Origin of the sequence: Pseudomonas caspiana, from assembly GCF_040224095.2 — a bacterium.
Lineage (GTDB): Bacteria > Pseudomonadota > Gammaproteobacteria > Pseudomonadales > Pseudomonadaceae > Aquipseudomonas > Aquipseudomonas caspiana.
In genome coordinates this window covers 4,029,448-4,055,425 of the sequence record NZ_CP167995.1, presented here as the reverse complement: position 1 = coordinate 4,055,425, position 25,978 = coordinate 4,029,448, and the positions used below count along the sequence as shown (strand labels likewise).

Here is a 25,978-nt window from a genome sequence, read left to right as displayed (position 1 = left end):
CTGCGTGGGGCCGCCGCCACCGGCCATCCATGGCCTGAGGCGGCTAAACCGGCATCCCTGCCGGTTTGCTCCACGCAGCAATATCGAATTCCGGCCGGCGTGGTTTGATGGGGCGCCTAAGGTCAAAATCAAAAGCAGAGCGGAAAAGGCTGTAGCACCTCGGACTGGTAGGAGCGAACTTGTTCGCGAGACGTCCTAACAGCCAACGCATTTTTCGTCAGACACACCGCTTCGCAGCCTTCGGCAGCTCCTACAGAAAACAGCGGTAAATTCACACGCTAGGTCGGCTGTCAGGCCGCCACGCTTTTGACTTTGATCTAGGGCGCCCCGTTAAACCACGCTGGCCGAACGTAGATTCTGAACCGTGGGGCGCTCTTGAATTAAAGAGGGGCAGGACGCCGGGTTAGCCGCATTGGGCCATGGATGGCCCGTTGCGGCGGCCCACGGTTCAGGATCTGCGGGCGGGTACACCGAGCACCAGCGAGGTGCCGAGTGGTGGGGCAAGGGCCTTTTGGTTACTTTTGGGCCCCAAAAGTGATGCGCTGTAAAAGCGCAACCAATAGAAGCCATTACCACGGAAACGGATATGCGCCCCGATCCAGCGTCAAAAAATGGCCCTGAAAGATGCCTTACTCACCCCCCGGATCCGCTGGCACCTCGCCGTCCTGACTCGTATCAATACTGACGACCACCGACATCCCCGGCCGCAAACGTTTTGCCAGAGGCTGGTTGGGTTCGACAATAATCCGCACCGGAATCCGCTGAGAGATCTTCACAAAGTTACCGGTGGCGTTGTCAGCCGGTAGCAAGCTGAACTCCGAGCCCGTAGCAGGGGAAATCCGCTGCACGCGGCCGTGCATTTTTTCATGACCCAGCGCATCCACAGTAAAAGTGACTGGCTGACCAAGGCGCACATTAACCATCTGCGTTTCTTTCATATTGGCGACGACCCAAAGCCGGTCGGGTACAAGAGCCATCAACTGCGCGCCAGAGTTAACGTACGCCCCCAGACGCACGCCAATCTGCCCCAACTGGCCGTCACGCGGAGCCAGAACCCGCGTGTTGCTCAGGTCAATGCGTGCCAGCTCGATAGCCGCTTCGGCATTGGCAACCGACGCCTCCAGAGAACCGCGATTGACGATCACGGTTTGCAGGTCTTCCTTGGCAATATCCAGCGCAGCACGGGCTTCAGCTATTGCCGCCGTGGCCTGCGCATCGGCCGCGCGGCTGACGTCCAGTTCACTTTTCGACACGGAACCATCGGTGACCAGCGCCTGATTACGACGCAGGTCGGCCGCCGATTTTCGACCCTGAGCGATGCTGTTTTCCAAGGCAGCCTTGCGCTGTGCAATGGTCGCTTCGGCGCTCTTTCGCTGTTGCAGGTTGTTGGCCAGTGAAGCTTTCTGAATGCCCAGTTGCGCCAATGACTGATCCAGATGCTGGCGGTAGATCCGGTCATCCAGACGCACCAGCAGGTCGCCCTTCTTGACGAACTGGAAGTCCTGCACCGGAACTTCGTAAACATAGCCGCTCAATTGCGGGCCAATGATTGTGGTCTGGCCCCTGACCAAGGCGTTTTCAGTGCTTTCGATGGGGCTGCTGAACGGCGGCAATTGCCAGGCATAGAGCACGATCAGGATGCCGACCAGCGCAATGCTGGCAAAGATCACCGAGGAAATGATTCGGGTGCGGGACGAGCGCGGTTCACTGCTGGCCGGTGCGGCTGCCGGAGGTGGCGGCGGCCCTGATGATGCGGGTTGTTCAGTTGTCGAATTCGGCCCTGCTTCGGGCGATGCAGGAGGCTTGGTCGTGTCATTCATGAAGGTTGGGCGCCGCTGGAGTTAACGGAAGTAGAGTTCACCGTTGCAGGCGCTGTCGCTGCAAGCGGTTTTGTAGTCATTCTCAGCCAGGTCACGCGAATGGAAATCCAGACCATGGTCAGGACGGCAACCAGCGCGATCAGCATGAATACATCGTTGTAGGCCAGAATATTGGCCTCCCGGGTCGCAGTATTGGCGATGGCGCGTATCCCCAGATTAGTGCGCGTCGATGGATCTGCAATGGCCGAAGCGTAGCTGGCGCTGGAGCTTTGCAGGCGGGCCTGAACCTGCGGATTAATCAATGTCAGGTGCTCGACCAGAACGCTTGAGTGATATTTCTCGCGCACAATCTGAAATGTGCCAAACACTGCCGAGCCGATCAGCCCGCCGAGGTTTTGGGTGATACCGAACAGGACTGAAAAGCTGACCATATTGCGTGGGTTGGCAATCACGCTACTGATGCCCATCACCAGCGTCGGGCCCAGGAAAAATGTGCCGCCGAAGGCCAGCAGGAACTGGCTCAAATACATGTTCGACTGGCGCGTAACGTTGGTCGAGCCGCTGTCCATCCAGGCTCCGATCGCGATCATTGCCAGAGAGATCAGCAGGGGTTTGATCAGGTGCTGCGGGTTGATCGTCAACGCACTGACTGCCAGCCCCGCGACACTGCCCAGCAACATCACGGCGTACAGCGAGTGCAGTTGTTGTGAGCCCATGTTCAGAGTTTGCAGGAAGCCAACCGCGCCAACTGACTGCTCCGACAGGACGACCCGAAACAGAATGACTGCCAGCCCCAGACGCCATATTGCACCGCTGCCCAGCCAGCGGGTGATCAACAGCGGGTTTTTGCGGTTATGTTCGATGGCCAGTCCGGCGCAAATCAGTGCGATCGACGCCGCCGATGCGAGACCGATCCAGGGTTTTTCCAGCCACCATTCGATGCGCCCCAGAGAAAGCACGGCGCAGAGCAGGGCAAAACCGGTGGAAAGCAGACCGAAAGTCAGGAAATCGAGTTTTTCGAACGCCTTGAAGCGATCCCCCGGCGGCAGCTTGAGCAGTAGCACGCAGCCCAGTGAAAGGAGCGCCATCCCCAGCTCGAATAGATAAAGGCCACGCCACTCGGCGATTTGCAGCAGGTCTTCGGAAACCAGCCGGGCCATGGGAATGGCCAGTTGCGCTGTGCCCAGGCCGAGCACCAGCGCTTTCAGTCGCCATTTCTGCGGGAAGGCCTGAATCATGTAATACAGGCCCAGGGTCGACAGGGCGGCGCCGACCATTCCGTGGGCTGCACGCACGGCGATCGCTGAATTCAAGTCATTGACGAACAGGTGGGCGAAGGTCACCAGCGCATAGAGCACCAGAAACAGCTCGGTAAAGGTTCTTAAACCGAATTGCTGACGAAACTTGACCAACACCAGGTTCATCGACACGTTGGTCATGACGTAAGCGGCGGGTAGCCAGGCCACCTCGGCAGTCGTCGCACCCAGTGAGCCCTGCAGATAGGGCAGGTTGGCAACAACCAAGGCATTACCCAGTCCACCGGTCAGTGCGACAATGACCCCGACCAGTGCGAACGCCCATCGTTTGCGCGTGGAATGCAACGGTGTGGACGGCGAACCCGGCATGGTCGGCCGTTCATGGGGAGCCCAGTCGCGTTGGGTGTATTTACTGCTCATGAGCCGGTATAGCCTTGTGGCAAGTCTGGGTTTTTATCGGGTGCAACACGTGGGAGCAGGGCCTGAAATTAATCCTGCTGCTCTCATGAAAAAATATAAACAACTGATTTTTAATGCTTTTATGTAGGAGCGCACGAGCACCGCGAGGCCGAGATGGCGGTGTATCAGGCAGTACGCAATCGCTGCCTCGCGGTGCTCGTGAGCTCCTACATATCTGTAACGTTTAATGTTTCATTTGCCCCTAAGACCCACTCTTGAGCAGCCCCATCTCACCCGCCATCATCACATCCGCCGCATGAATGCTCGCTTCGCGATGCTTGAGCATTCCGCCGTTACGCTGATTGAGCACCGCATTGATTTCCGCCAGGATCGACAGCGCAACGCTTGCCGGGGTATCGCCACCCAGATCCAGACCTACCGGGTAATGCAGCGTCGCAAAAGCTGGCAGTTGACGCATCTCGCTGCTCATTTCGTCCAGCAGTCGTTCGGTCCTGCTGCGTGGGCCAAGCTGGCCGATGTAGCGCGGATTCAACGTCAGTACCTGGCCGAGCCAATGGCGATCCTGAGTGTAGCTGTGGGTCATGACCACCACGGCTGCATCGTCGACCAGCGCTTGCATCCCGGCGAAAGGCTGCAAGGGGAGGGCGCTGACTTGATCGGCCTCGGGGAAACGCTCCGGGCGGGCAAAGTGCGTGCGCGCGTCGATCACCGTGGTGTGCCAGCCTTGCAGGTGCGCCATGTTAACCAGTGGTACGGCATCATGCCCGGCACCAAAGATCACCAGTCGGCGCGGTGCCGGAATGAATTCAAGCAGCACCTGAATCGATCCGGAGTGACCGTCATAGTTGCGAATGGCTGATTTCTCTGCGGTGAGTACGGTTTGCAGGTCGGCGGCGATGGCCTGGCTGAGCAGTCGGTCGTGCAGTTCCAGTTCAAGCGCGCCGTCTGCCCACAGCGCAACCCGCTCACCCACTGCGACCTGATGTTCACTTTCGGAGCTGATCACCGTCGCCAGTGCAGCGGGGCGCGAGGTGGCTTGCACCTGTTTCAACACGTTGATTGCCAGCGATGGACTCTGCGCACTGACGCGCTCGAACAGTATATGCACCGTACCGTTGCAGCCCAGCCCGAAGCTCAGTTCCGCGTCCTCGAGTTCATCGTCATCTTCACCTGTGCTGTAAGTGCGTAGCACCGGCTTGCCTGCGGCGGTCAGCCACCAGGCTTTTTTGCTGACATCGCTTTCCAGGCAACCGCCGCTGACCGTGCCAGTGGCGCTGCCAAGCTGGGGAATCACCATCCGCGCGCCGGGGCGTCGATAAGCCGAACCCTCGACCTTGACCACCGTCGCCATGACCGCGTCCTGCCCATCAGTATGAGCAAGGGACAAAGCCTCGAGCAGGCGGGATAAATCATTCATTACTAAACCTCGGAAATCTGTGTGCACAGCATAGAGTGTTCGGATGCAAGGTTGCTGAAAACGTTCAGTTTGTGACGGTATAAGCCTGTTGTTTGAGGGTGGCTACACTGATCGCAACTGGCTTGATCAAAAAATCCAGGGTAGGAGCTGCCGAAGGCTGCGAAGCATTTATCCTGACACTCCGCCATCGCAGCCTTCGGCAGCTCCTACAGGTCACCTGTTTTCTGCATGACTGCCAAGAGAGCACTCGCCATGAAAACCCCCGACTACGACCACCCCATTACCGTCACTTCCTGCAAGGGCACGGTCAGCGTGCTGTTCAAAGACACGCTGCTCGCCCGCAGCGAACACGCACTGTTGCTCGAGGAAGCCAAATACCCGCCCGTTATCTACATACCCCGTTCGGATATACGGATTGAACATTACGTTAGAACCGAACATCAAACCCACTGCCCGTACAAAGGCGACGCCAATTATTTCAGCCTGGATATCCATGGGCTACGCATCCCGAACGCGGTCTGGACTTATGAGCATCCATATCGCGCCGTGGCGCAGCTCAAGAATCACGTAGCGTTTTACCCCGAGCGGGTGACCTTTGTGACACAGGTGCAGCATGGCTGAAGCAGTCCTTTTGGGCGGGAGCAGGTGGCCAGTGGACTCGTGTCCGTTTTCACCGGTTGCAACTAAACAAACGCTCGACGCCGCACTTCCTGAACAAACAGGTCGCGGCAACGCCGGAGATGCACACTGATGATCAGCCCCTCACGCGAGCCTCGCCAGATTCCTGCTGCCAACGAATTGCTTAAGCGCTACCAGAATGTGCGCAGCCGAACCCAAAGTCTGGCCGCGCCGCTGAGCGCCGAAGACATGGTGGTCCAGTCCATGCCCGATGCCAGCCCGGCAAAATGGCACATGGCGCACACCACATGGTTCTTCGAAACCTTTCTGCTTAGCGAAAACATCCCGAGCTATGAGCCTTTCGATCCGGTTTTCGGTTACCTCTTCAACTCTTATTACGAAGCCGTCGGCCCGCGCCATCCACGTCCGCAGCGTGGCTTAATGACTCGCCCGGGAGTTGATCAGGTCATGGCTTATCGCGAGCATGTCGATCAGCACATGGCCCGCCTGCTGCAACAGCCGCTGCCCCAGGCCTTGAGCAGCCTGATCGAACTGGGCCTTGCCCATGAAGAGCAGCATCAGGAATTGCTGCTGATGGACATCCTGCATCTGTTCAGCACGTCGTCCCTCAAACCGGCTTACGACACCGCCTGGCCCAAAGATGCGGCTGGTCGACGTGGTCGCTACAAACCGCTCAAGGGCGGACTGACCGAGATCGGCCATCAAGGCGCCGACTTCGCTTTCGACAACGAAGGCCCGCGCCACACCACTTACTTACAGTCGTTCGAAATCAGTGATCGATTGGTCACCAATGGCGAGTGGCTGAAGTTCATCAATGCGGGTGGCTACAGTCAGGCCGGGCTGTGGTTGTCCGAGGGCTGGACGATCGTCCAGGAAAACGCCTGGAACGCGCCGATGTACTGGCAGCACGATGAAACTCATGGGTGGCGGTGCATGACGTTGCGCGGCCTTGAGCCAATTGATCCGGACGCACCTGTCACCCACATCAGCTACTACGAAGCAGCAGCCTATGCGCATTGGGCTGATGCACGATTGCCTACTGAAGCTGAATGGGAGGCGGCCGTGGTTGCCGGTTTGCTGGAACAGGTGGATGACGTTGCCTGGCAGTGGACCCAAAGCTCCTACAGCGCCTACCCGGGATTCCGTCCGGCAGCCAGCGCGGTGGGCGAATACAACGGCAAGTTCATGATCAACCAGATGGTGCTGCGCGGCGGGGCGAGCGTAACGTCGCCGAGCCATTCCCGGGCGACCTATCGCAACTTCTTCCATCCGGAAAAGCGCTGGGTGGTTTCCGGCCTGCGTCTGGCCAGAGACAGCCGTCAACCGGGAGTTGTTAACCCTCACGACAGCGAGTTCGCGCGTGATGTGATTGGCGGGCTTTCTTCTCCGGTGAAAAACCTCTCGCCCAAATACTTTTACGATGCAGCGGGCTCGCAGCTGTTCGAGGCTATCTGCGAGACGCCGGAATACTATCCTACACGTGCCGAAACCCGGCTGCTGACCGACGTCGCCGCGCAAATGGCCGGGCTGATTCCACAAGGTGCCGCGTTGGTCGAGTTCGGCAGTGGCGCCAGTGAGAAGACGTGTCTGCTGCTGGACGCTGCACCGCAGATCGCCGTTTACGTACCCATCGATATCAGCGCCAATGCCTTGAATCGGGCGGCGCATCAGCTCAGTAATAAATACCCGCACCTGACGGTAGCGCCGCAAGTCGACGATTTCACCCGTGCCTTGAAATTGCCAAGGGCCGCAGATGGTTTGCCTCGGGTCGGTTTCTTCCCCGGCTCTACCATTGGCAACTTCACCCCCGAGCAAGCGGTTAAGTTCCTGCGTTCTGCCCATAGCCTGCTGGGTGAAAACGCTCACTTTATTGTTGGCGTGGATCTGGTCAAAGAACCGGACACTTTGGTCGCGGCCTATGACGATGCTCAAGGTGTCACTGCACGCTTCAATAAAAACCTGTTGACCCGAATCAACCGCGAACTGGACGGCACCTTCAACGTCGATGACTTCGAGCATCTGGCGTTGTGGAATGCCGAGGACCTGCGCATGGAAATGCATCTGGTCAGTCGTGTGGAGCAAGTGGCCTCGGTGGCGGGACACACCTTCCACTTCGGCGTGGGCGAGCGGCTGCACACGGAGAACTCCCACAAGTTCACCGTGGAGTCATTCACCGCGCTGGCCGCCGCTGCGGGTTGGTCAGTGAGTCAGCATTGGGTGAGTGTTGCACCCGAAGTGGCGTTGTTCACATTGCACGCCTAATTCTGTCTGGAAGAGGGGAAGCCAGCGCGATGGGCGCTGGCGCTGATCAGCAGTGCACCGATCAATAGCAGGCAAACCAGCCAGTTGAAGGACTGCACGCCAAAGCTTTGCAGCAGTAAGCCGCCGGCCAGTCCGCCACCGGCAATACCCAGATTCCATACAGTGACGATCATCGATTGGCTGACATCGGCGGCGGCACCGCCGGTGATCGCCGACGCGGTCTGAAACAAGGTCGCTGCACCTCCGAATGCCACCCCCCAAACGATGACGTATAGATAAATCAGCTGACTACTTTCACCGCTAATTGCCCAAGCAATGGAGGTGAGCAGGAACAGCGCGATGCTGGCCAACACCAGTTCACGAAGCCAGCGATCAATCAATACGCCTACCAGCCAGATGCCCCCCAGCGCCGCTACGCCAAAAGCCAGCAACACGCGGTCGATCTGCCCAGATAAACCGGCGGGTTCCAGTAACGGAGCGATGTAGGTGTAGAGAATGTTGTGCGCCAGAACGAAGGTCAGGGTGGTGAACAACACTGGACGAATACCGGGCAGTACGAACACCTGACGGATCGACAGGCGTTGCTGTTGGGGCTGGCCAGGGAAGTCAGCCAGGCTCAGACGGGCCCAGATCACCAGGATCAGACTCAACACGCTCATGATCCCGAACGCCCAGCGCCAACCGATGACTGAACCCAGCAGTGTCCCGGCCGGAATGCCGATGGACAGCGCCAACGGCGTTCCCACCATGGCCACCGCTATAGCCCGGCCACGCAAATGTTCGGGCACCAGGCGACTGGCGTAACCGGCCAGCAGCGACCAGAGCAAGCCTGCGAAAACCCCGGCAAAAAAACGCGACCCCAGCGTCAGCCCGTAGTCATCGGAGAGCGCAGTGATGCTGTTGACCACGGCAAACCCGCCGATGGCAATCAACAGCAATGGCCGACGACGCCAGTTGCGGGTCAGGGCCGTTAAAGGAATGGCCGCCAGCAGCGAGCCCACGGCGTATACGGTGATCAATTGCCCCACCAAAGTGGGCGATACTTGCAGGTCTGCACTCATCAACGGCAGTAGTCCTGCAGGCAACGCCTCGGTGAGAATCGTCAGAAAACCTGCCATGGCCAATGCCAGCAACGCCGTCCACGGCAGCCGCTCTGCGGTTGATCTATCAGTGAGGTCCAGCGTTTTGTCTGTCATAGCCATGAGCCCTGTTCGAAAGCGGGCTAGATTAGTTGGCTGTGGTTGGCGGAAAAACAGGCTAAGGTTCCGCTTATAGCGGACAAATGTGTCCGTAATCAATAGGCGGGAATCGTGGAGTTTGGCCTATCTCCTGTAGGAGCGCACGAGCATCGCGAGGCCGCGATAGCGCTCTGCCTGATACACCGCCATCGCGGCCTCGCGGTGCTCTTGCGCTCCTACAGATTTCGTGTCTGCTGCGCTGGGTCACCGTCTTCAAGCTTCAAGAGGAAAACAATCTGGACAGTCTCAGTGGTATCGCAATCTTCGTGCAGGTCGCACAGACGCGCAGCTTCACCGTTGCGGCCCGCACGCTGGAGGTTTCCTCCTCTGCGGTTGGCAAGAGCATTGCTCGGCTTGAGCAGCGTCTAGGCGTTCGCCTGTTTCATCGCAGCACACGCAGCATCACCCTGACAGCCGAAGGCTCACTGTTTCTTGAGCGGTGTCGGCGAATACTGGGAGAGGTCGAAGCCGCGGAGCTGGAGCTGTCGCATTTCACCGCTGAGCCCAGAGGCAAACTGCATATCAGCGTGCCGTTGCAAGACGGTTTAATGATGCCGGTATTGACCGCGTTCATGCGCCGCTACCCGGACATCGAGCTGGATATCGATCTGTCGGATCGCATGGTGGACATCATTGAGGAGGGTTTCGATGCGGTGATTCGTACCGGCACGCTGCAGGACTCGCGACTGACTTCGCGGCACCTTGGGGACTTTCGCCTGATGCTGGTTGCGTCGCCCGATTACCTGAAAACCTATGGCGTACCCTCTACGCCCAGTGACCTGGCCGGGCATGTCGGCCTGCTTCACAAGTTTCCCGCTACCGGCAAAATCGAGCCTTGGCCTTTGCGCAGTGTTGACGGCTTGCCTATTCAGGGCCTGAAAAAAGCCGCTACCTGCACCACCACCCATTCCCTGTATTACATGGCCAGACAGGGAATGGGCATCGCCTACCTTGCGGATTTTGTCGTCAATGACGCGTTGCAAAGCGGCGAACTGCAAGTTGTGCTGGAAGACTACACCCTCGGTCGCGGCACCCTCTGGATGCTCTGGCCCGCCAGCCAGCATGCATCCCCGAAATTGCGCGCCTTGATCGATTTTCTCATTGAGCACTTATTGCCAGAGCACGCTCATCAGAAGATTTGAGTGAACACCCAGTACAGCGACCCCGATAGCAAAATCGCAGCAGGCAGTGTCAATACCCAGGCCAGGGCCAGATTACGCAATGTCCGCAATTGCAGGCCCGAGCCGTTGGCGACCATTGAGCCCGCGACACCCGACGACAATACGTGTGTGGTCGATACCGGCAGGCCATACATATCTGCAGCGCCGATGGTCATCATGGCCACCACTTCCGCCGAAGCGCCTTGGGCGTAGGTCATGTGGGTCTTGCCGATCTTCTCGCCGACGGTGACCACGATGCGCCGCCAGCCCACCAGGGTGCCGAGACCCAATGCGATGGCGACCGCGATCTTGACCCAGGTTGGAATGAAGCGCGTGGCGCTGTCGATCTGGTCCTTGAACAGCTTGAGCTTGTCCTGAGTATCAGCGTCGAAGTTGCCGACCTTGTTTTTCTCCATCAGGCGGATGGTTTCCGACGTCAGGTACATGTCGTTCCGCACGTTGGCCACTGCTTCGGCGGGGACTTTCGACAGCGAGCCGTAGCCTTTGACTTGAATACCGATCTTGCCTGCCATGACCGCAAGTGCCGGAATCAGCTCTGGCGTTTCCTGTTTGCTGACCAGGTACTGCGACAGCGTCTGGCGTGGGTCAGCAGGGGCGGGCAGCGGGGCGTTGCGGGTGAGCGCCTGTTGGGTGACTTCAGCAACAGCAGCAAACTGGATCGACTGGTCGGCGGGCATGGTGCGGTTCAGTGCGTAAGCCATCGGCAACGTGCCGACCAGAATCAGCATGATCAAGCCCATGCCTTTCTGGCCGTCGTTGGAGCCGTGGGCGAACGAAACGCCGGTGCACGTCACGATCAGCATGCCGCGAATCCACCATGGCGGTGGAGTATTGCCTTCAGGCGCTTTATAGAGCGCGCGGTTCTTGATGAACATGCGCATTGCCAGCAATAGCAGCGCGGCAAAAACGAACCCGACCAAGGGAGACAGCAGCAACGAGTAGCCGATCTTGGTCGCCTGAGACCAGTCGACGCCGCTGGTGCCATCGCGGCCATGCATCAAGGCATTGGCAACCCCCACACCGATGATCGAGCCGATCAGAGTGTGCGAAGACGAGGCGGGCAGCCCCAGCCACCACGTACCCAGGTTCCAGATGATCGCGGCGATCAGCAGGGCAAAAATCATCGCGAAGCCAGCGCCGGAGCCGACCTGCAAGATCAGCTCGACCGGCAGCAAGGCGATGATCGCAAACGCCACCGCTCCGCTGGAAAAAAGCACGCCGAGAAAGTTGAACAGCCCTGACCAGGCAACCGCAAAACCTGGCGGCAAAGAGTGGGTGTAAATCACCGTAGCGACAGCGTTGGCTGTGTCGTGGAAACCGTTGACGAACTCGAAACCCAAGGCAATCAGCAAGGCCACGCCTAACAACAGAAATGGCGTCCAGGTGGTCACCACGGTGCCCATGTCGTCCACGTCCTGCTTCAAGCTATAAGCGGTGAACAACAAGCCGGTGGCAAGAATTGCGAAGAAAACCACCATCGTCAGTGTGCTGGGCTTGCGGTGTAGCTGCGGCCTTGAGTTGCTGGCCTGCTCGAAGGAATCCGGTGCCAAGGTACTGGTTGCCATGGTGCTTGATCCTGTTGAAGAATGGATTTGCCCATGTTCATTACAAAATGTTACCGAGTTGCTACACAGATCAATGATCCCGGTAATAGTCGGCGTTTTCAGATGATCGGCATGCACCAATAGCTCTCTTGATTTGGAATGCAATCCCCTGTGGGAGCCGGGCTTGCCCGCGATAAACGATAACGTGGTGTGTCTTCAAACCGCGTCTCATGTATCGCGGGCAAGCCCGGCTCCCACAGGAGGTCGCGTTTGATTTGAAGAATGCATGGACCTTCCAGGCCTCAGGCCCGGTTTTTGCTCATCGCAGTGAACCCTTTCCCGGTTCCACTGCCTCACTCCTCATCATTTAACTGACTTGCAGGCTTTCCTCATGCGCACTCTCGAATTAGCGGGCAAACAGGTTCCGGTTATTGGCCAGGGCACTTGGCACATGGGCGAGCGCCAGGACCTGCGCTCGGCCGAGATCCGCGCACTGTGTCAGGGCATTGAGCTGGGCATGAACCTGATCGACACCGCTGAAATGTATGCCGACGGCATCGCCGAACAAATCGTTGGTGAGGCCATTGCCGGTCAGCGCGACCGTGTGTTCGTGGTCAGCAAGGTTTACCCGCACAATGCCAGCCGCGCGGGCATTCCCGCTGCCTGCGAACGCAGCCTCAAGCGGATGAAAACCGATTACATCGATCTGTACCTGCTGCACTGGCCGGGCTCCTACCCGCTGGAAGAAACCGTTGAAGCCTTTGAGCGTTTGCGTGAAGAGGGCAAGATCGGCCGCTGGGGGGTGTCGAACTTCGACGTGCCTGACCTGCTGGAACTGAACAATCCGGCCTGCGCCACCAACCAGATTCTGTACAACCCGGAAGACCGTGCCATCGAGTTCGACCTGCTGCCCTGGGCACAGGCCAACAATTTGCCGACTATGGCGTACTGCCCGATTGGTCAGGGGCAGGCGGGTAACCTGCTGCATCACCCGGCACTGCACGAAATCGCTGCACGGCACAACGCGACCCCGGCGCAGATCAGCCTCGCGTGGGTATTGCGTCAGAGCAACATGATCGCGATCCCCAAGGCAGTCACGCCCAAACACATCGAGCTCAACGCCGCTGCGGCTGAACTGGTCCTGACGCCGCAAGACCTCGCCGACATCGACAGAGCCTGGCCGGTGCCGAGCCGTAAATTGCCGTTGGCGATGGTTTGACGTCGTGGGACCGGCTTCAGCCGGGAAGAGTTCGGTACAGGCGATGCATTTGTATCGTTAGAAATATCGCCTTCCCGGCTAAAGCCGGTCCCACTGGAATGAATCGATAATGCAACAAATCTGCAACAACAGCTTGCCATGATGCGCACTTCGTCCTTTTGCCACGGACCCGGCGCATCACGGCCAGCGAGCATTCATGAACCAAAGCATCGTGCAGAACCACCAGGATTCAGACCTGTTTGGCCTGCTTTATGGCTTCAGTTTCAAACCCGGTGAAAGCGGCCGGGAAATCGGTTCTGCTGCGGCTCTGCACTGCCTGCACTCCAGCGACAGCAATGATGAATTTATCTGGCTGCACCTGAATCTGGCCCATGCGGCGTGCGAACGCTGGATGAAAACCAACCTGCGCCTGCCGGAGGAATTCTTCGAAGCCTTGCATGAAGGCTCACGCTCGACCCGCATCGAGCATGTGGACTCTGCGCTGCTGGCGGTGGTCAACGACGTGGTCTTCGACTTCAACATGTTGTCGACTGACATTTCGACTTTGTGGGTCTGCACTCATCACAACCTCCTCATCACGGCCCGACTGCATCCCTTGCGTTCGGTGGACAAGTTGCGTTCGTCGGTCAAGCGTGGCGAGCGGTTTCGTTCGCCGCTGGAATTACTGGTGCATCTGCTGCGCGATCAGGGCGAGGTGCTGACGCAGTTTCTGCGCAAGACTAGCTTGAGTGTCGACAAGATCGAAGACCAGTTGCTGTCGCAACGCCTGAGCAATAACCGCTCTGAGTTGGGGGCCATGCGTCGGGTGTTGGTGCGTTTGCAACGTCTGTTGGCGCTGGAGCCGGGTTCGCTGATGCGTTTGCTGCATCGCCCGCCTGAATGGTTGCTGGAAGCGGACGTCAAGGAGTTGCGGCAATCGACGGAGGAGTCGGCACTGGTGATCAGCGATCTGGTGGCATTGGGTGAGCGCATCAAGTTGCTGCAGGAGGAAATCGCCGCGAATCTTAACGAGCAGAGCAGCCGGACGCTGTTTACGCTGACGGTGGTGACTGTGCTAGCGCTGCCAATCAATATTGTCGCGGGTTTCTTCGGGATGAATGTAGGTGGGATTCCGCTGGCGAGCGATCCGGAGGGGTTCTGGGTGTTGGTGGCGCTGGTGGCGACGTTTACGTTGATAGCGGGGCGGTGGGCGTTTCGCAAGAATCGGGATCAGGGGTAATGGGGGGCGCTTTCGCGCTTTAGGTGGTTTTGAGTACATATCCGTTATTGGCGTAATGGCGGATATTGGTTGCGCTTTTACAGCGCCTCACTTTTGATAGAGCGCAAAAGTAAGCAAAACGCTCTTGCCCCACCACTCGGTCCCTCGCCTAGGCTCGGGATGCCCGCCCGCAGATCCTGAACCGTGGGCCGCCGCAATGGGCCATCCATGGCCCGGTGCGGCTAAACCGGCATCCTTGCCGGTTTGCCCACGGTTCAGAATCTGCGTTCGGCCAGCGTGGTTTAACGGGGCGCCTCAGATCAAAATCAACAGCGCGGCGGCCTGACAGCCGACCTGATGTGTGAATTTACCGCTGTTTTGTAGGAGCTGCCGAAGGCTGCGAAGCGGTGTGTCAGACGACGCCTGCGTTCGCTGTGCTGGCGTCTCGCGAACAAGTTCGCTCCTACCGGTCCGGGGTGTTACCTCTGTATAGCTTGCTTTAGATCTGCTTTTGATTTTGATCTGAGGCGCCCCGTTAAACCACGCCGGCCGGAATTCGACATTGCTGCGTGGGGTGAACCGGCAGGGATGCCGGTTTAGCCGCCTCAGGCCATGGATGGCCGGTGGCGGCGGCCCCACGCAGCAATGTCGGATTACGGGCATGCCGAGCGACAGCGAGGGACCAAGTGGTGGGGCAAGAGCGCTTTGGTTACTTTCGCGCTCTTCGAAAGTGACGCGCTGTAAAAGCGCAACCAATATCCGCCATCACCGCAGTAACGGATATGCACACAAGCCGCGACAGCTACGCAAAAACGCTCAAGGCTTGGCTCCGCTACTCTCCCAACCCCCACCCAACGCCAGAAACAGATCAATCTGCCCCATTGCAACCTGCGTATTCGCCGTCGCCAACTGCGCCCGCACATCGGTATAAGTCCGGGTCGCCTGCAAATCAGCCAGAAACGAAGCCCGTCCGGCCTGGAAAAAACGATGCGTCTGATCCGCCGCCTGCTCAGCCGATTGCGCCGCATCGGTCAGCGCATCACGGCGTTGCAGCAGGGCGGTGTATTGCGCCAGACCGGTTTGAGTTTCCCGGATGGCATTCAGCACCACACCATCAAAACGCGCCAATGCCGCCTGGCTCGAAGCCTCAGCCTCATGAATCCGCGCACGAGCGCCGTTCGACGGCACGGTCCAGTTAATCAACGGACCAAAACCCCAACGGTTAGCCACCGGCTTGCCCAGATTTTCCAGCAGGCCCACGGTACCGACGGTCGCGCCGATGCTGATGTCCGGATACAACTCACCCGTCGCCACACCGATTTCAGCGGTCGCTGCCGCCAGACGCCGTTCTGCCTGACGTACATCCGGGCGACGCTTGAGCAACGCAGCGCCATCACCCACCGGCATCACCTGAGCGATGTGCGGCAACTCATTACAGGTGCTCACGCCTGCGGGCAGTTGATCCAGCGGCTTGGCCAGCAGCATCGACAAACGATACAGCCCGGTCTGACGCAAGGCCTCGTAACGCGGCAATTCCGCGCTCAAGGATTTGAACTGGGTTTCCGAGCGCGTTACTTGAGTTTCATCCCCACGCCCGGCGTCACGCAGGCGCTGGGTCAGGCTGACGCTCTGCTTCTGCAGGCTCAGCGACTCCATGGCGATGTCGTGCTCTTCGTTGGCGGCGCAGACCTGGGTGTAAGCGCGAACCACATCCGCCACCAAGGTGATGCGTGCAGTGTCGGCAGCCGCCTGAGCAGCATCGACATTGGCGTTGGCGGCTTCGATACCGCGTTGCAGTGTGCCGAACAAATCGAACTGGTACGAAGTGGTAATCCCCACATCACCAACGTTGCCCACCGGGACTTTTTCACTCAGCAAAAACGCTTCGCCGGACTCTTGAAGGCGCTGCGCACCGGCTTTGGCGCTGGTGGTAAAACCGCCCGCCGCTTCGGCTTCGGAGCTCTGATAGCGGGCGCGTTGCAGGTTGGCGGCGGCGATGCGCAGGTCGGTGTTGGATGCCATGGCCTGTTGCACCAGCTGATCCAGTCGCGGGTCCTGATACAGACGCCACCAATCAGCTGGGACCGGTGCGGAAACGGTATTGACCGATTCCCCGGCTAACTCACCTTGCAGGTCCGGACGGTTGATCGCGGCGTCCTTGGGCAATTGGTAGTCGGGGCCAACCATCTGACACGCCGACAGCAGCAAGCCAAGCCCGACCGTTGCCGTCAGGCGCGTGAGGTGTGTCATTTACCGGACTCCTCTGTGTGAATCGCCTGGCCGTCTTCGATGATCGAAACGGTGGCGGTGCGCCCGGCGATCATGCGGAAGTTGTCCGGCACTTCATCGAAGGCGATGCGCACAGGAATGCGCTGGGCGAGGCGCACCCAGCTGAACGCCGGATTGACGTTGGGCAGCAGGTTGGAGCCGCTGGTACGGTCGCGGTCTTCGATACCGGCGACGATGCTCACCACATGGCCGCGCAGGCGGGCGTTGTCGCCAATCACGCGGATGTCCACGCTTTGCCCGATATGAATGCCGTCGAGCTTGGTTTCTTCGAAGTAGCCATCGATATGGAATGAAGCGCCATCGACCACTGACAACACGGGGCGGCCCGCAGTGACGAACTCGTGGGAGCGGGGCGCGCGGTCGTTGAGGTAGCCGTCCACCGGGCTGCGGATCACCGAGCGATCCAGGTTCAGTTGCGCAGCGTCCACTGCCACTTGCGCTTCCTGCAAGGCGGAGAGGGCGCGGGCCTCCCGGGACTGGCTTTCTTCAAGTTGCTCGCGGGCCACCAGATTGCCGAGGCCACGGTTACGCTTATTCTCGCGGCGGGCCTGTTCCCAGGTTTCCTGACGTTCGGCGACCGTTGCCTTGGCCTGGCGCAAGGCCAGACGGAAGCGGTCCTGGTCGATGGTGAACAGCACCTGGCCTTTGCTGACCAGCTGGTTGTCACCGACTTCGACTTTTTCGATCAGCCCGGAGACGTCCGGCGCGATCTGCACGATGTCGGCGCGGATGTGCCCGTCGCGGGTCCAGGGGGCGTACATGTAATACATGACCATGCGCCACACAACGATGGCCGCGAAGGTCACAACCAGCAGAGTCAGGACCACACGGCCCAAAGTAAGCAGAGGTTTTTTCATTTCATCAGGTATCGACTGAGAGTATCCACGGCGCCGAGCAACAAAGCGTATAGACCTACGTTGAACAATGCCCGGTGCCAGACCAGACGGTAAAAATGGGTGCGCGATAACACCGCGTGGACCCCGAGAAACAGTAAATAGGTAATGCCCATCAGCGCGAGAAACGTGGGTACGAAGACCCCGCTGATGTCCAGATCGCCAATCATAGGGACGCTCCGTCAAGGCCATGGGGCGGTAGTGCTTCGGTTTCGGCCGCAGCATTGACGACTTCCACGCCGGGCAAAAGCGCCAGACGCAGACCGCTCAACGCGTGCAGCAGATGCAGGCGGGCCGGTTCTTCGCCCAGCAGTTCAACGTTCAGGGCGCGGCGTGCGCGATCCATGGTCATCAACATGCCTTTGGGCGCTGGCAGGCGTTCACCGGCTTTCAGGCAGGCCTGGAAGTGGCTGCCGACTTCTTCGACCACCTGACGCAACAACAACTGCTGCCCCGCGTGCGCTCTTGGCAACCAGGCCAGTGTATCGAGCAGATTCAGCGCCACACGCAAGTCGCGAAGGGCGATACCGGTGTCTTGTGCGGTGATGGTCAGTCGCGGCAGTTGTTGCATCAATCGGTCAAGCATCTGTGCGCCCATGGCCCGATGCTCAGCCAGTGTCGCGGGTTCGGTCAGGGCAACAATGTCGCGCCAGCTGAATCGGGTCAGGCGCTTGACTGCCAGTTCGACGCCGAACGGCCGCATGATCAGCGTCCAGATAAAGGCGAACAGCAAGCCCACCGGTCCGGCAAGATTGGAGTTGATGAAGTTCAGAAAGTCCGCGTCGTAGGCGCTTTGAATGCTGACAAAGGACGAGGTGTTGACGATGGTCAGCAAGGTGCCCAGGTAGAAGCGTGGCTGCACGGTCAGGGTGCCGACACAAATAAACGGCACCGCGAAGGCCAGCACCAGCATTGGGAAGTCATGCAGGTTGGGCAGCACCACGAACAGGTACAGGCTGGCGAAGACGACTGACAGCATGGTCCAGAAGAAGAACCGGTAAATCTGCGGAGCCGGGTCGTCCATGGCCGCAAAGAAGCTGCACGATACGGCGGCCAATGCCACGGCGGCAGCGCCATCGGTCCAGCCGAGCAGGATCCACAGCACCGAAGCAACGATGATCGCCAGCACCGAGGTCATCACCGAATACAGCATCAGCCCGCGATCCAGAAATGGCGTGATGCGCGCCAGCCGCCAATGACGGTACACGGCGCGCCACGGCGTCTGGTCGTCAGTCTTGATGGCGTGCTGCAAGGTGCGGCAGTCCTGCCACAGATCAATGAACTCGCCCAGACGATAAAGCGCGTTGGACAACAGCAGTTGATGGCGATCATCGAGCTGCGCCTCACTCGGTTGCAGGCGTTCAAGCTCGCGATGCAGGGCTTGCCATTGCTCGGTCTGCAGGCCGCTGGCGGTATTTTCCAGCCAGGCGCGGGTCTCGATCAGCAGCGGGGCAAAGTTGGCGACCAACTCCGGGGTCCGGCGCTCCAGTGCCCATAAGGCGTCATCCAGCGCGTCGATTACCGGCAAGAGGTGAATCATCCGGCCGCGCAATTCCTTGGCGTTGCGCACCGTTTGCTTGCGGGCACCTTCGTGGGGCAACTGGCCGATCATCAGTTCGAGGGTGTTAAAGGTGCCCACCATCGAACTGCGCAGGGTGCCGACTTCTTCAGCGTTGGCACTGCGTGAAAGAAAGCGATCACTGTAGGCCGAGGCATCGCTAAACCATTTATCTGCCGCGCCTTGCATGACCGGCGCCAGGCGGCGCGGCCAGAAAATGCTGCCGACGACGGCGGCACAGACGATGCCGAGGAAGATTTCTTCCGTTCGGGATACGGCGATCTCGAACACCGCTTGCGGGTTGTCCACCACCGGGAAGGAAATCAGCGGCATGGTGTAACCGGCCAGCATCAGCGCATAGCTATTGGCGGTGCGCAGATGCAGCGACAGAAACAGCAGCGTGCCAGTCCATAAGGCGATGACTACGGCCAGCAGAAACGGGGTTTGCACGAACATCGGCACGATGAACACGGAAGCCGCTGCGCCGGTCAGCGTGCCGATTGCGCGATACAGCGCCTTGGAACTGGTCGGCCCCACGAACGGGCTGGAGACGATATAGACAGTTGCCATTGCCCAGTACGGACGCGGCATTTCCATGAGCAGCGCGATGTACAACGCCAGCATTGAAGCGCCGAACGTGCGTACGCCATAGAACCAGTCGCGCGCGGGTGGCACGCCTTCGAAGAAATCTTTCAAAGCGACCCCGCGCTGTCTTGGTTGGCCGCATCACTGAACGCCTTGAACACTCGCAAAGTCGCTTCGAGGTCTTCCTTGGCCACGCCTTTAAGTACTTCGCGGCGCAAACGCAGCAACTCGTCTTCGATGGCCAGCGCCACCACCCGGCCATTTTCGGTAAGGCTCAGGGATTTGGCCCGGCGATCCGACGGGTCTTCGGTGCGGCAGACGATGTCGGCATTGCACAGTTGGTCGAGCAGGCGGACCAAAGTCGGGCTCTCCATACCCGCAGCGTGGGCCACCGTGACCTGATTCACGCCATCGCCCAGACGCAGAATCATCAGCAGCGGCGCAGCGCAGGCTTCGGAAACGCCATAGCGCACCAGCGTGTTGTGGCAGATACGGCGCCATTGGCGGGATGAAGCGACCATGCCGCTGCTGATGCTCATCTGCAGTGAATCGAGAGACATAAACGAACCGGGGAATTAGTTAGCGAGGATATTGTTCGTGACAACATAATTAGCTTGCTAACTATAATCCTGTAACAAAGTCTTACAGTCAACCCCGAATTGCTGAGTGGTCTGCTGTCCTGATGGACTGAGAATCAGGGAAAGGTGCGCATGCGAGACAGGGTTAAATCGAAAAAGTGCCCGCCGGATTGATTATTTTTATACCGTTCGTCGGCATTTATTTTGATTTTTCCCCCTCTAGCAGAGCCTTTCAGGCACGTACGTCCAAAAAACTGACGTGGTTCACATTTGGCAGTTTCCATATTTGATGATGCTTGCAGCTCAGGGAGGGTAATGAGCTCCTACTGAGTTCGTGATATCGAAATAGTAGCCTTTGAGGGTTTGTGTTGTTTTATTGACGCCAATTCAGTGTCGCGACCTGCTCACAAAAAAATCGATTCAGCCGATACGCCAGACGAAGCCATCCGGGAGCTCAAGCGCCCGGTCTAGAGACCTTTGTCGGTGCGCTGGCCGCACCTTGTGAGCATGCGATGATCGACCTCGCCACTTGGAACCTTTCCATTCCTGTAGGCACTCCATCCGTGATTATTGATACCCCTAAGCTGGTTCAGGGTTATCAGGATGGTTACTTTCGTTCTGGCAATACATTGTTCTTCTGGGCACCAGTGACGGGCTCGAAAACGGAGAACGCTAAATTTCCAAGGACGGAACTGCGGGAGACGACAGCGGACGGCAAGGTGTACAACTGGACTTACTCCCAGGCAGACAACTTCCTGCGCGCTGCGCTCACGGTCAATCAGGTGCCTTCCACCGGCAAGATCGTCATCGGTCAGATACACGCCTTTCAAAGCACCGAGCCGCTGCTCAAAGTCGAGTATCAATTCAAGGAAAAACTGCAGACTGGCAACATCGTCGCTAAATTTCGCCGTAGCCCAGACGCTGAAATCGAGGTGATCAACATCGCATCAGGTGTGCCCTTGAACGAACGCTTCAGCTACAGCATTCATCTGACTCCGGCAGGCAATCTGTCAGTCAATGCGGCTGATTATGTGTGGAGTGCAAAACTCGATGCTGGCTGGAAAGACAAGCTGCTGTACTTCAAGGCAGGGGTGTATACCCAGGACAATACCGGGTATGCCACCGAAGGCGGGGCTGCAACGTTTTACAAGCTGATCATCAATCACGACAAGAAGGCGTGAGGCCATAAGAGCCTCAGCTCCTACAGGGTTGTGTGATTCCTGTAGGAGCTGCCGCAGGCTGCGAATAGGCCAGTCAGGTTTTAAAGAGCTCACCGAGTGCTCTATTAATCAATTCAACCCCAACTTCCCACGCAAGGTCGACAGGTCTTCAGCCAGGGTGTTAACCGGGCCTACCAGCGCTTTGCGGTCGTTTTCTTTCACTTTGTCGTAAGTCTCGAAGCCGCCGTCCTTGGTTTTGTACTTGGCCAGGATCTTGTCCACGGTGGCGAAGTTCTTGTCGACCTTGGCAGCGAACACCTTGTCGGACTTCTCGATTTGCGGGCGGAACAGGTCAACGATTTTCTTCGCGCCGTCAATGTTGCCCTGGAAGTCATACAGGTCAGTGTGGCTGTAGCGGTCTTCCTCGCCGGAGATCTTCGTTGCCGCGACTTCTTCCAGCAACGCAGCAGCGCCACCCACCACTTTTTCAGGCGGGAAGGTCAGACCGGCGACGCGGCTTTCCAGATCTTTCACGTCAGCCATCAGCTTGTCAGCAATCGGGCCTTGGTCCTTGGTGCTGTTCTGCGAAAACAGTGCGTATTCCAGGCGGTGGAAACCGGTGAAGTCTTCAGCATTCACGCCAGCTTCGTGGTCATCAACACGGGAGTCGATGGACGCGTCCAGGTCGCTGAACAGCTCAGCCATTGGCTCGATTTCTTCGTAAAACACGCGAGTCGGCGCGTACAGTTTTTTAGCGGTGGCCAGGTCGCCTTTTTTCACTGCGTCGGTGAATTTCTGAGTGTGGCTGACCAGCTCGCCGATCTGTTCGGTGACGTAGATTTTGTAGTCCGAAACCGGCCCTACCAGGTCCAGTGGCGCAGTGGCGGCGAAGACCGGGGTCTGCAGCAGACCTGCGGTGAGCAGCAAAGCAAAAGGCAACTTCTTCATGGGACTCTTCCTGTTGAGGTGGCTTTAAGGGTTAGCAGTTACGCAGTTTTGGTGTCGGATTTGGCCGAGGCCTGAAGCAGTGAGCGACCAATGAAGTCCTGGTCGTTGATCACACCGGGGAGGGTAAAGAAGTACCCACCGCCCACTGGCTTGAGGTATTCCTCCAGTGGTTCGCCATTGAGGCGGGTCTGCACGGTGATGAAGCCTTTTTCGAGGTCGGACTGGTAGCAGATGAACAGCAGGCCCATGTCGAGCTGGCCGTTCTTGTTGACGCCATTTGAGTAGTTGAACGGGCGGCGCAGGATCAGGTTGCGCTGGCTTTCAGCCGTGCGCGGGTTGGCCAGCCGGATATGGGAATCCAGTCTGGTTTTCTTGCCGTGAGGATCGGCGGCGTAGTCCGGCACATCGGTTTCTACCTTGCCATCCATGGGCGCCCCGGTGGTTTTGACCCGGCCGAAAATCGCTTCCTGCTCTTGCAGTGGCGTGCGGTCCCAGCGCTCGACGAAATTGCGGATGATCCGCACCGCCTGATAGCTGCCATTGGCCGCCCAGTCTGGTTCGTCACTGCCCGGTTGCACCCAGACCAGTTCGTTCATGGTCTTCTGATTGTTGGAATCCGGGTTCGCCGAGCCGTCGCGGAAACCAAGAAAGTTGCGCGCGCTTTCCGGTGGCTGGCCGGGTTTCTTCGGCGCTTGCGGCGGCACGGTTCCTTCCTGCTTCCAGCGCACCAGCAGCAGGTCCGGCAGGTTTTTCACGATGTCGCGCAGGGCGTGGATATTGCTGTCGGCGCTGTTGGCACAGAACTGGATGCTCAGGTCGCCATGGCAACTGTCCGCTTCCAGCGCGTCATTGGGGAAACCGACCATGCGGCTCAGACGCTTGGGTTTGACGCGTTCCAGACCGAAGCGCTCGTCGAACAGCGAGTCACCCACAGAAACGGTGATGGTCAGGTTATCCGGCGTGACGACCGGGCCGAGGATGCCGGAGTCTACAGGCGGCAATTTCGGATCGACCTGTGGCACGGTTCCGCCGGTCATCAGGAACGTGATGCGCTCGTTCAGTGTACGAAACAGACGTTCCAGATCATCCCGGTCGGCGGCCAGCACATCGAACGCGACCAGCATGCCCGACGCCGGACGCGGGTTGACGATCCCGGTCTGGTGGATGCCGTGGAATTCGTTGTGGTCAGCGGTCTTTTCGCTGTTCGGCGCTTCGGTGACCTGTGCCGGAGCGGCGGCCAACACGTTGCCGCTCAGGCTGCTGCCAGCCAATGCCGCGCCCGCCGCACCGAGGCCGAGCAGCACTCGACGGCGTTGAACGGATTGCGGGGCGTTGCTGTTGTCTGAGTCGTTCATGGCTAATCGTCTTTCTCGAAATCAGTTGTTTGACACCACGCTTTCGCGCGGTAAACACCAATCCTGTAGGAGCTCACGAGCATCGCGAGGCAGCGATAGCGATTCATCTGACACACCGCAATCGCTGCCTCGCGGTGCTCGTGAGCTCCTACAGGGGGATGCATTCCAGTTCAGGCAATCAAAGACCCGAAAGCCCCAGTGCCTGGTCTACCCCGTCCAGCGCATCCGCCAACGCCTTGGCCTTGTCGGCAATCAACTTGCGTTGCGGGGCGTCCACCTGGTCGTAGGGGCGCATGCCGCTGTCAGTGCTCAGGCCGTTCAATTCGGTATCCAGCGCAGCGGCGGCTGCATCGATCTGCTCCAGCAGCGGCTTGGCGCTTTTCGCCAGCATCGGGCGCAGCAGGTCGATGACTTTGCGAGTGCCTTCAAGGTTGGCAACGAAACCGTTCAGATCGCTGTGGCTGTAACGTTCCTCCTCGCCGTTGCTGCGGATGTCGGCGAGGCTGCGCATGTTGCGGGCGATGACGCTGGCCAGTTGTTCAGGCGCCATATTCTGCGCCAGCAACTGCTGCTTCAGCGTGGTGACATCGGCTTGCAGACGTTGCGCCACCGGCAGCAGGCCTTCAATGCTGTGCTGGTCGAAGAGTCCATATTCAAGGCGATGGAAGCCGCTGAAGCCTGGGTCCTGCTCACGTTTCTCGTAATAGTCGGCGCGGGCGTTGATCGCGTTGTCCAGCTCGGCCAGACGCTGCGCGGCCGGTGCAATACGTTGATAAGCCGCGCGCGCTGGAAGGTAGGCCGCCTGGGCTGCGCTCAGATCACCCGCCGCAATGGCGTCCTGCAAGGCATTCACCGCCTTGATCAGCGCCGAACCCTGCATGCTCAGGTAAACCCGGTACTCCGACAGTGGGCCGATGAAGGCGACCATCGAAGGGCGCGCCTTGGCATTGGCTTCCGACTCGGCGGTCGGCGTCACGTGCAGGGTGCCACGCGGGTTGCTCAACAGCCCGCAAGTGATCGCGTAGTCGCCCGGTTGCAGGTTGGCGTTGATCACCTGGCTCAGGCCCGGCGCAATGTTTTCCCGTTCTTCAATCACCAGAACGCCATCGAGAATCTCCCATTCAACAGCCCGTTCGGAGCGGTTGACGATACGGAAGGCGTTCTTGCCTGCAGGCACGGTGAGTGCGTTCGGCTCGCACGCACGGGCATGAATAGTGACCACGGTCTCGGCGCTGTTGTTGGCGGCGCGCTTTTTGGTAGCGCTTTGCGAGGCGTAATAAAACAGGCCACCGGCGGCGATCATGAGCACCACTGAACCCGCGACAGCCAATTTCAAGGCGCGAGGCGGCTTGGCTTTCTCTGAAAGCCCTGTAGGACGATTCGACATGGGTTGCCTTATTCGTTTGTAGCGGAAGAGGGATGCGGGTGCGCCGGTCGGGTAGGCAGACTCACTACCCGAGCGTGCGGCATGAAGAACAACGCCAGAGCGAAGACCAGATAAATCAAGTAAGCGCTGAGGGTGCTGATGGTCGGCGCATCCTGATAACCGAACATGCCCGCCAGTACCGAGCCGGTTGGGCCATCCATCGGCAACGTTGCGCTGAGGTCGAAGACCACGGTTTGCAGATGGTTCCAGAGCCCGGCTTCATGCAGCGCCTGCACAGAATTGGCGAGAATCCCGGCGGCCACCACCAGGATGAAGAGTCCGGTCCAGCGGAAGAACAGGCTCAGGTTCAAACGCATGCTGCCGCTGTAGATGGCGAACCCGACGGCGACGGCAAGGATCAGGCCGAGCAGGGCGCCCAGTGGTGCACCGGCCCCCTCACTTTGTTGGAACACCGCGAGCAAAAAGAACACGGTTTCCAGCCCTTCGCGGGCCACGGCGAAGAACACCATGGCAATCAACGCGTAGGTCTGGTTTTTCGAACCGGCGAGGGCGGCGTCGAGAGATTCATGCAAAGCGTGTTTGATCGAACGCGCCACTTTGCGCATCCAGAACACCATCGAACTGAGGATCACCACAGCCACGAGGCCGACGACGCCTTCGAACAATTCCTGCTGCTTTTGCGGGAATTCAGCACTGACCAGTTCCAGACCGCCGCCGACGAACAGTGCAAGAGCGACGGCCAGAAACACGCCGATCCACACGGCGGGCATCCACTCACCACGGCCGGTCTGCTTCAGGTAACTGGCGATGATGCCAACGATAAGCGCGGCTTCAATCCCTTCGCGCAGCATGATCAAAAAAGGAACGAGCATGTTTCACCAGGGTTAATGCGTTAGGCTGACCTGCTTCAGAGCGGTAAAAAACACACGCCTGAAACAATGCGTAACATAATGATACTCATTATTGAATGCGTATAGTTGTTTTTTTGTGCTGGTTCGTATTTGGATTTTTTGTTCAGGTGGGGTTCAGGC

Annotated in this window: 20 protein-coding genes; 6 read left to right on the top strand and 14 right to left on the bottom strand. The window is 58.8% G+C overall.

Annotated features, from left to right (window positions below; translation table 11 throughout):
* Window positions 1-629: 629 nt before the first annotated feature.
* From ABRP31_RS18530 to ABRP31_RS18520, 3 genes are all read right to left on the bottom strand, one after another.
* Entirely contained in the window at window positions 630-1,820 is a 1,191-nt protein-coding gene (locus tag ABRP31_RS18530) for an HlyD family secretion protein (protein ID WP_349972494.1), read from the bottom strand.
* Complete coding sequence (locus tag ABRP31_RS18525; RefSeq protein WP_349972495.1) at window positions 1,817-3,496, bottom strand: MFS transporter; 1,680 nt, start codon at window positions 3,494-3,496, stop codon at window positions 1,817-1,819. The genes ABRP31_RS18530 and ABRP31_RS18525 overlap by 4 nt, the downstream gene beginning before the upstream one ends.
* Window positions 3,497-3,737: 241 nt before the next feature.
* Entirely contained in the window at window positions 3,738-4,913 is a 1,176-nt protein-coding gene (locus tag ABRP31_RS18520; RefSeq protein WP_349972496.1) for an XdhC family protein, read from the bottom strand.
* 252 nt (window positions 4,914-5,165) lie between these two features.
* On the opposite strand from ABRP31_RS18520, the gene ABRP31_RS18515 reads away from it, so the two are divergent.
* Both ABRP31_RS18515 and egtB read left to right on the top strand, forming a co-directional pair.
* Window positions 5,166-5,534 (top strand): DUF427 domain-containing protein, encoded by a 369-nt coding sequence (locus ABRP31_RS18515; protein WP_087267884.1) that lies wholly within the window; start codon window positions 5,166-5,168, stop codon window positions 5,532-5,534.
* A gap of 129 nt (window positions 5,535-5,663) precedes the next feature.
* Window positions 5,664-7,814 (top strand): ergothioneine biosynthesis protein EgtB, encoded by a 2,151-nt coding sequence (egtB, locus tag ABRP31_RS18510; protein ID WP_349972497.1) that lies wholly within the window; start codon window positions 5,664-5,666, stop codon window positions 7,812-7,814.
* Here the strand turns inward: egtB and ABRP31_RS18505 are convergent.
* On the bottom strand, window positions 7,811-9,016 hold the full coding sequence (locus tag ABRP31_RS18505; RefSeq protein ID WP_372488886.1) for an MFS transporter: 1,206 nt from the start codon (window positions 9,014-9,016) through the stop codon (window positions 7,811-7,813). The two genes, egtB and ABRP31_RS18505, sit on opposite strands and share 4 nt — an antisense overlap.
* Window positions 9,017-9,288: 272 nt before the next feature.
* On the opposite strand from ABRP31_RS18505, the gene ABRP31_RS18500 reads away from it, so the two are divergent.
* Window positions 9,289-10,194, top strand: coding sequence for a LysR family transcriptional regulator (locus ABRP31_RS18500; RefSeq protein WP_349972552.1), 906 nt, complete (start codon window positions 9,289-9,291; stop codon window positions 10,192-10,194).
* Here ABRP31_RS18500 and ABRP31_RS18495 read toward each other — a convergent pair.
* The gene (locus ABRP31_RS18495; protein WP_349972498.1) at window positions 10,182-11,798 is read right to left on the bottom strand and encodes an inorganic phosphate transporter; all 1,617 of its coding nucleotides are present in this window, start codon (window positions 11,796-11,798) and stop codon (window positions 10,182-10,184) included. The two genes, ABRP31_RS18500 and ABRP31_RS18495, sit on opposite strands and share 13 nt — an antisense overlap.
* Before the next feature lie 370 nt (window positions 11,799-12,168).
* On the opposite strand from ABRP31_RS18495, the gene ABRP31_RS18490 reads away from it, so the two are divergent.
* Complete coding sequence (locus ABRP31_RS18490; RefSeq protein ID WP_087267870.1) at window positions 12,169-12,996, top strand: aldo/keto reductase; 828 nt, start codon at window positions 12,169-12,171, stop codon at window positions 12,994-12,996.
* 196 nt (window positions 12,997-13,192) lie between these two features.
* The gene (locus tag ABRP31_RS18485; protein WP_349972499.1) at window positions 13,193-14,215 is read left to right on the top strand and encodes a transporter; all 1,023 of its coding nucleotides are present in this window, start codon (window positions 13,193-13,195) and stop codon (window positions 14,213-14,215) included.
* Window positions 14,216-15,010: 795 nt separating this feature from the next.
* Here the strand turns inward: ABRP31_RS18485 and ABRP31_RS18480 are convergent.
* The 5 genes from ABRP31_RS18480 to ABRP31_RS18460 are packed head-to-tail and all read right to left on the bottom strand — an operon-like array spanning window position 15,011 to window position 20,079.
* On the bottom strand, window positions 15,011-16,444 hold the full coding sequence (locus tag ABRP31_RS18480; protein ID WP_349972500.1) for an efflux transporter outer membrane subunit: 1,434 nt from the start codon (window positions 16,442-16,444) through the stop codon (window positions 15,011-15,013).
* Window positions 16,441-17,340 carry an HlyD family secretion protein gene (locus tag ABRP31_RS18475; protein WP_349972501.1) on the bottom strand — a complete coding sequence of 300 codons (900 nt, stop codon included), beginning with the start codon at window positions 17,338-17,340 and terminating at the stop codon, window positions 16,441-16,443. Before ABRP31_RS18475 ends, ABRP31_RS18480 begins: the two co-directional genes overlap by 4 nt.
* Complete coding sequence (locus ABRP31_RS18470; RefSeq protein ID WP_027902485.1) at window positions 17,337-17,546, bottom strand: DUF1656 domain-containing protein; 210 nt, start codon at window positions 17,544-17,546, stop codon at window positions 17,337-17,339. Before ABRP31_RS18470 ends, ABRP31_RS18475 begins: the two co-directional genes overlap by 4 nt.
* Window positions 17,543-19,630 carry an FUSC family protein gene (locus ABRP31_RS18465; RefSeq protein ID WP_349972502.1) on the bottom strand — a complete coding sequence of 696 codons (2,088 nt, stop codon included), beginning with the start codon at window positions 19,628-19,630 and terminating at the stop codon, window positions 17,543-17,545. The genes ABRP31_RS18470 and ABRP31_RS18465 overlap by 4 nt, the downstream gene beginning before the upstream one ends.
* Window positions 19,627-20,079, bottom strand: a complete 453-nt coding sequence (locus ABRP31_RS18460; RefSeq protein ID WP_087273662.1) for a MarR family winged helix-turn-helix transcriptional regulator — start codon at window positions 20,077-20,079, stop codon at window positions 19,627-19,629. The genes ABRP31_RS18465 and ABRP31_RS18460 overlap by 4 nt, the downstream gene beginning before the upstream one ends.
* Before the next feature lie 530 nt (window positions 20,080-20,609).
* Between ABRP31_RS18460 and ABRP31_RS18455 the strand changes: the two genes are divergently transcribed.
* Window positions 20,610-21,278 (top strand): polysaccharide lyase family 7 protein, encoded by a 669-nt coding sequence (locus ABRP31_RS18455; RefSeq protein ID WP_087273660.1) that lies wholly within the window; start codon window positions 20,610-20,612, stop codon window positions 21,276-21,278.
* Window positions 21,279-21,386: 108 nt separating this feature from the next.
* Here ABRP31_RS18455 and efeO (ABRP31_RS18450) read toward each other — a convergent pair whose 3' ends face one another.
* The 4 genes from efeO (ABRP31_RS18450) to efeU all read right to left on the bottom strand — a co-directional run bounded on the left by efeO (ABRP31_RS18450) (window position 21,387) and on the right by efeU (window position 25,819).
* Complete coding sequence (efeO, locus tag ABRP31_RS18450) at window positions 21,387-22,205, bottom strand: iron uptake system protein EfeO (protein ID WP_087273658.1); 819 nt, start codon at window positions 22,203-22,205, stop codon at window positions 21,387-21,389.
* A gap of 38 nt (window positions 22,206-22,243) precedes the next feature.
* Window positions 22,244-23,560, bottom strand: coding sequence for an iron uptake transporter deferrochelatase/peroxidase subunit (efeB, locus tag ABRP31_RS18445; protein WP_349972503.1), 1,317 nt, complete (start codon window positions 23,558-23,560; stop codon window positions 22,244-22,246).
* Between the two features lie 178 nt (window positions 23,561-23,738).
* Window positions 23,739-24,947 (bottom strand): iron uptake system protein EfeO, encoded by a 1,209-nt coding sequence (efeO, locus tag ABRP31_RS18440; protein WP_349972504.1) that lies wholly within the window; start codon window positions 24,945-24,947, stop codon window positions 23,739-23,741.
* Between the two features lie 8 nt (window positions 24,948-24,955).
* The gene (gene efeU, locus ABRP31_RS18435; protein WP_349972505.1) at window positions 24,956-25,819 is read right to left on the bottom strand and encodes an iron uptake transporter permease EfeU; all 864 of its coding nucleotides are present in this window, start codon (window positions 25,817-25,819) and stop codon (window positions 24,956-24,958) included.
* Between the last annotated feature and the right edge of the window lie 159 nt (window positions 25,820-25,978).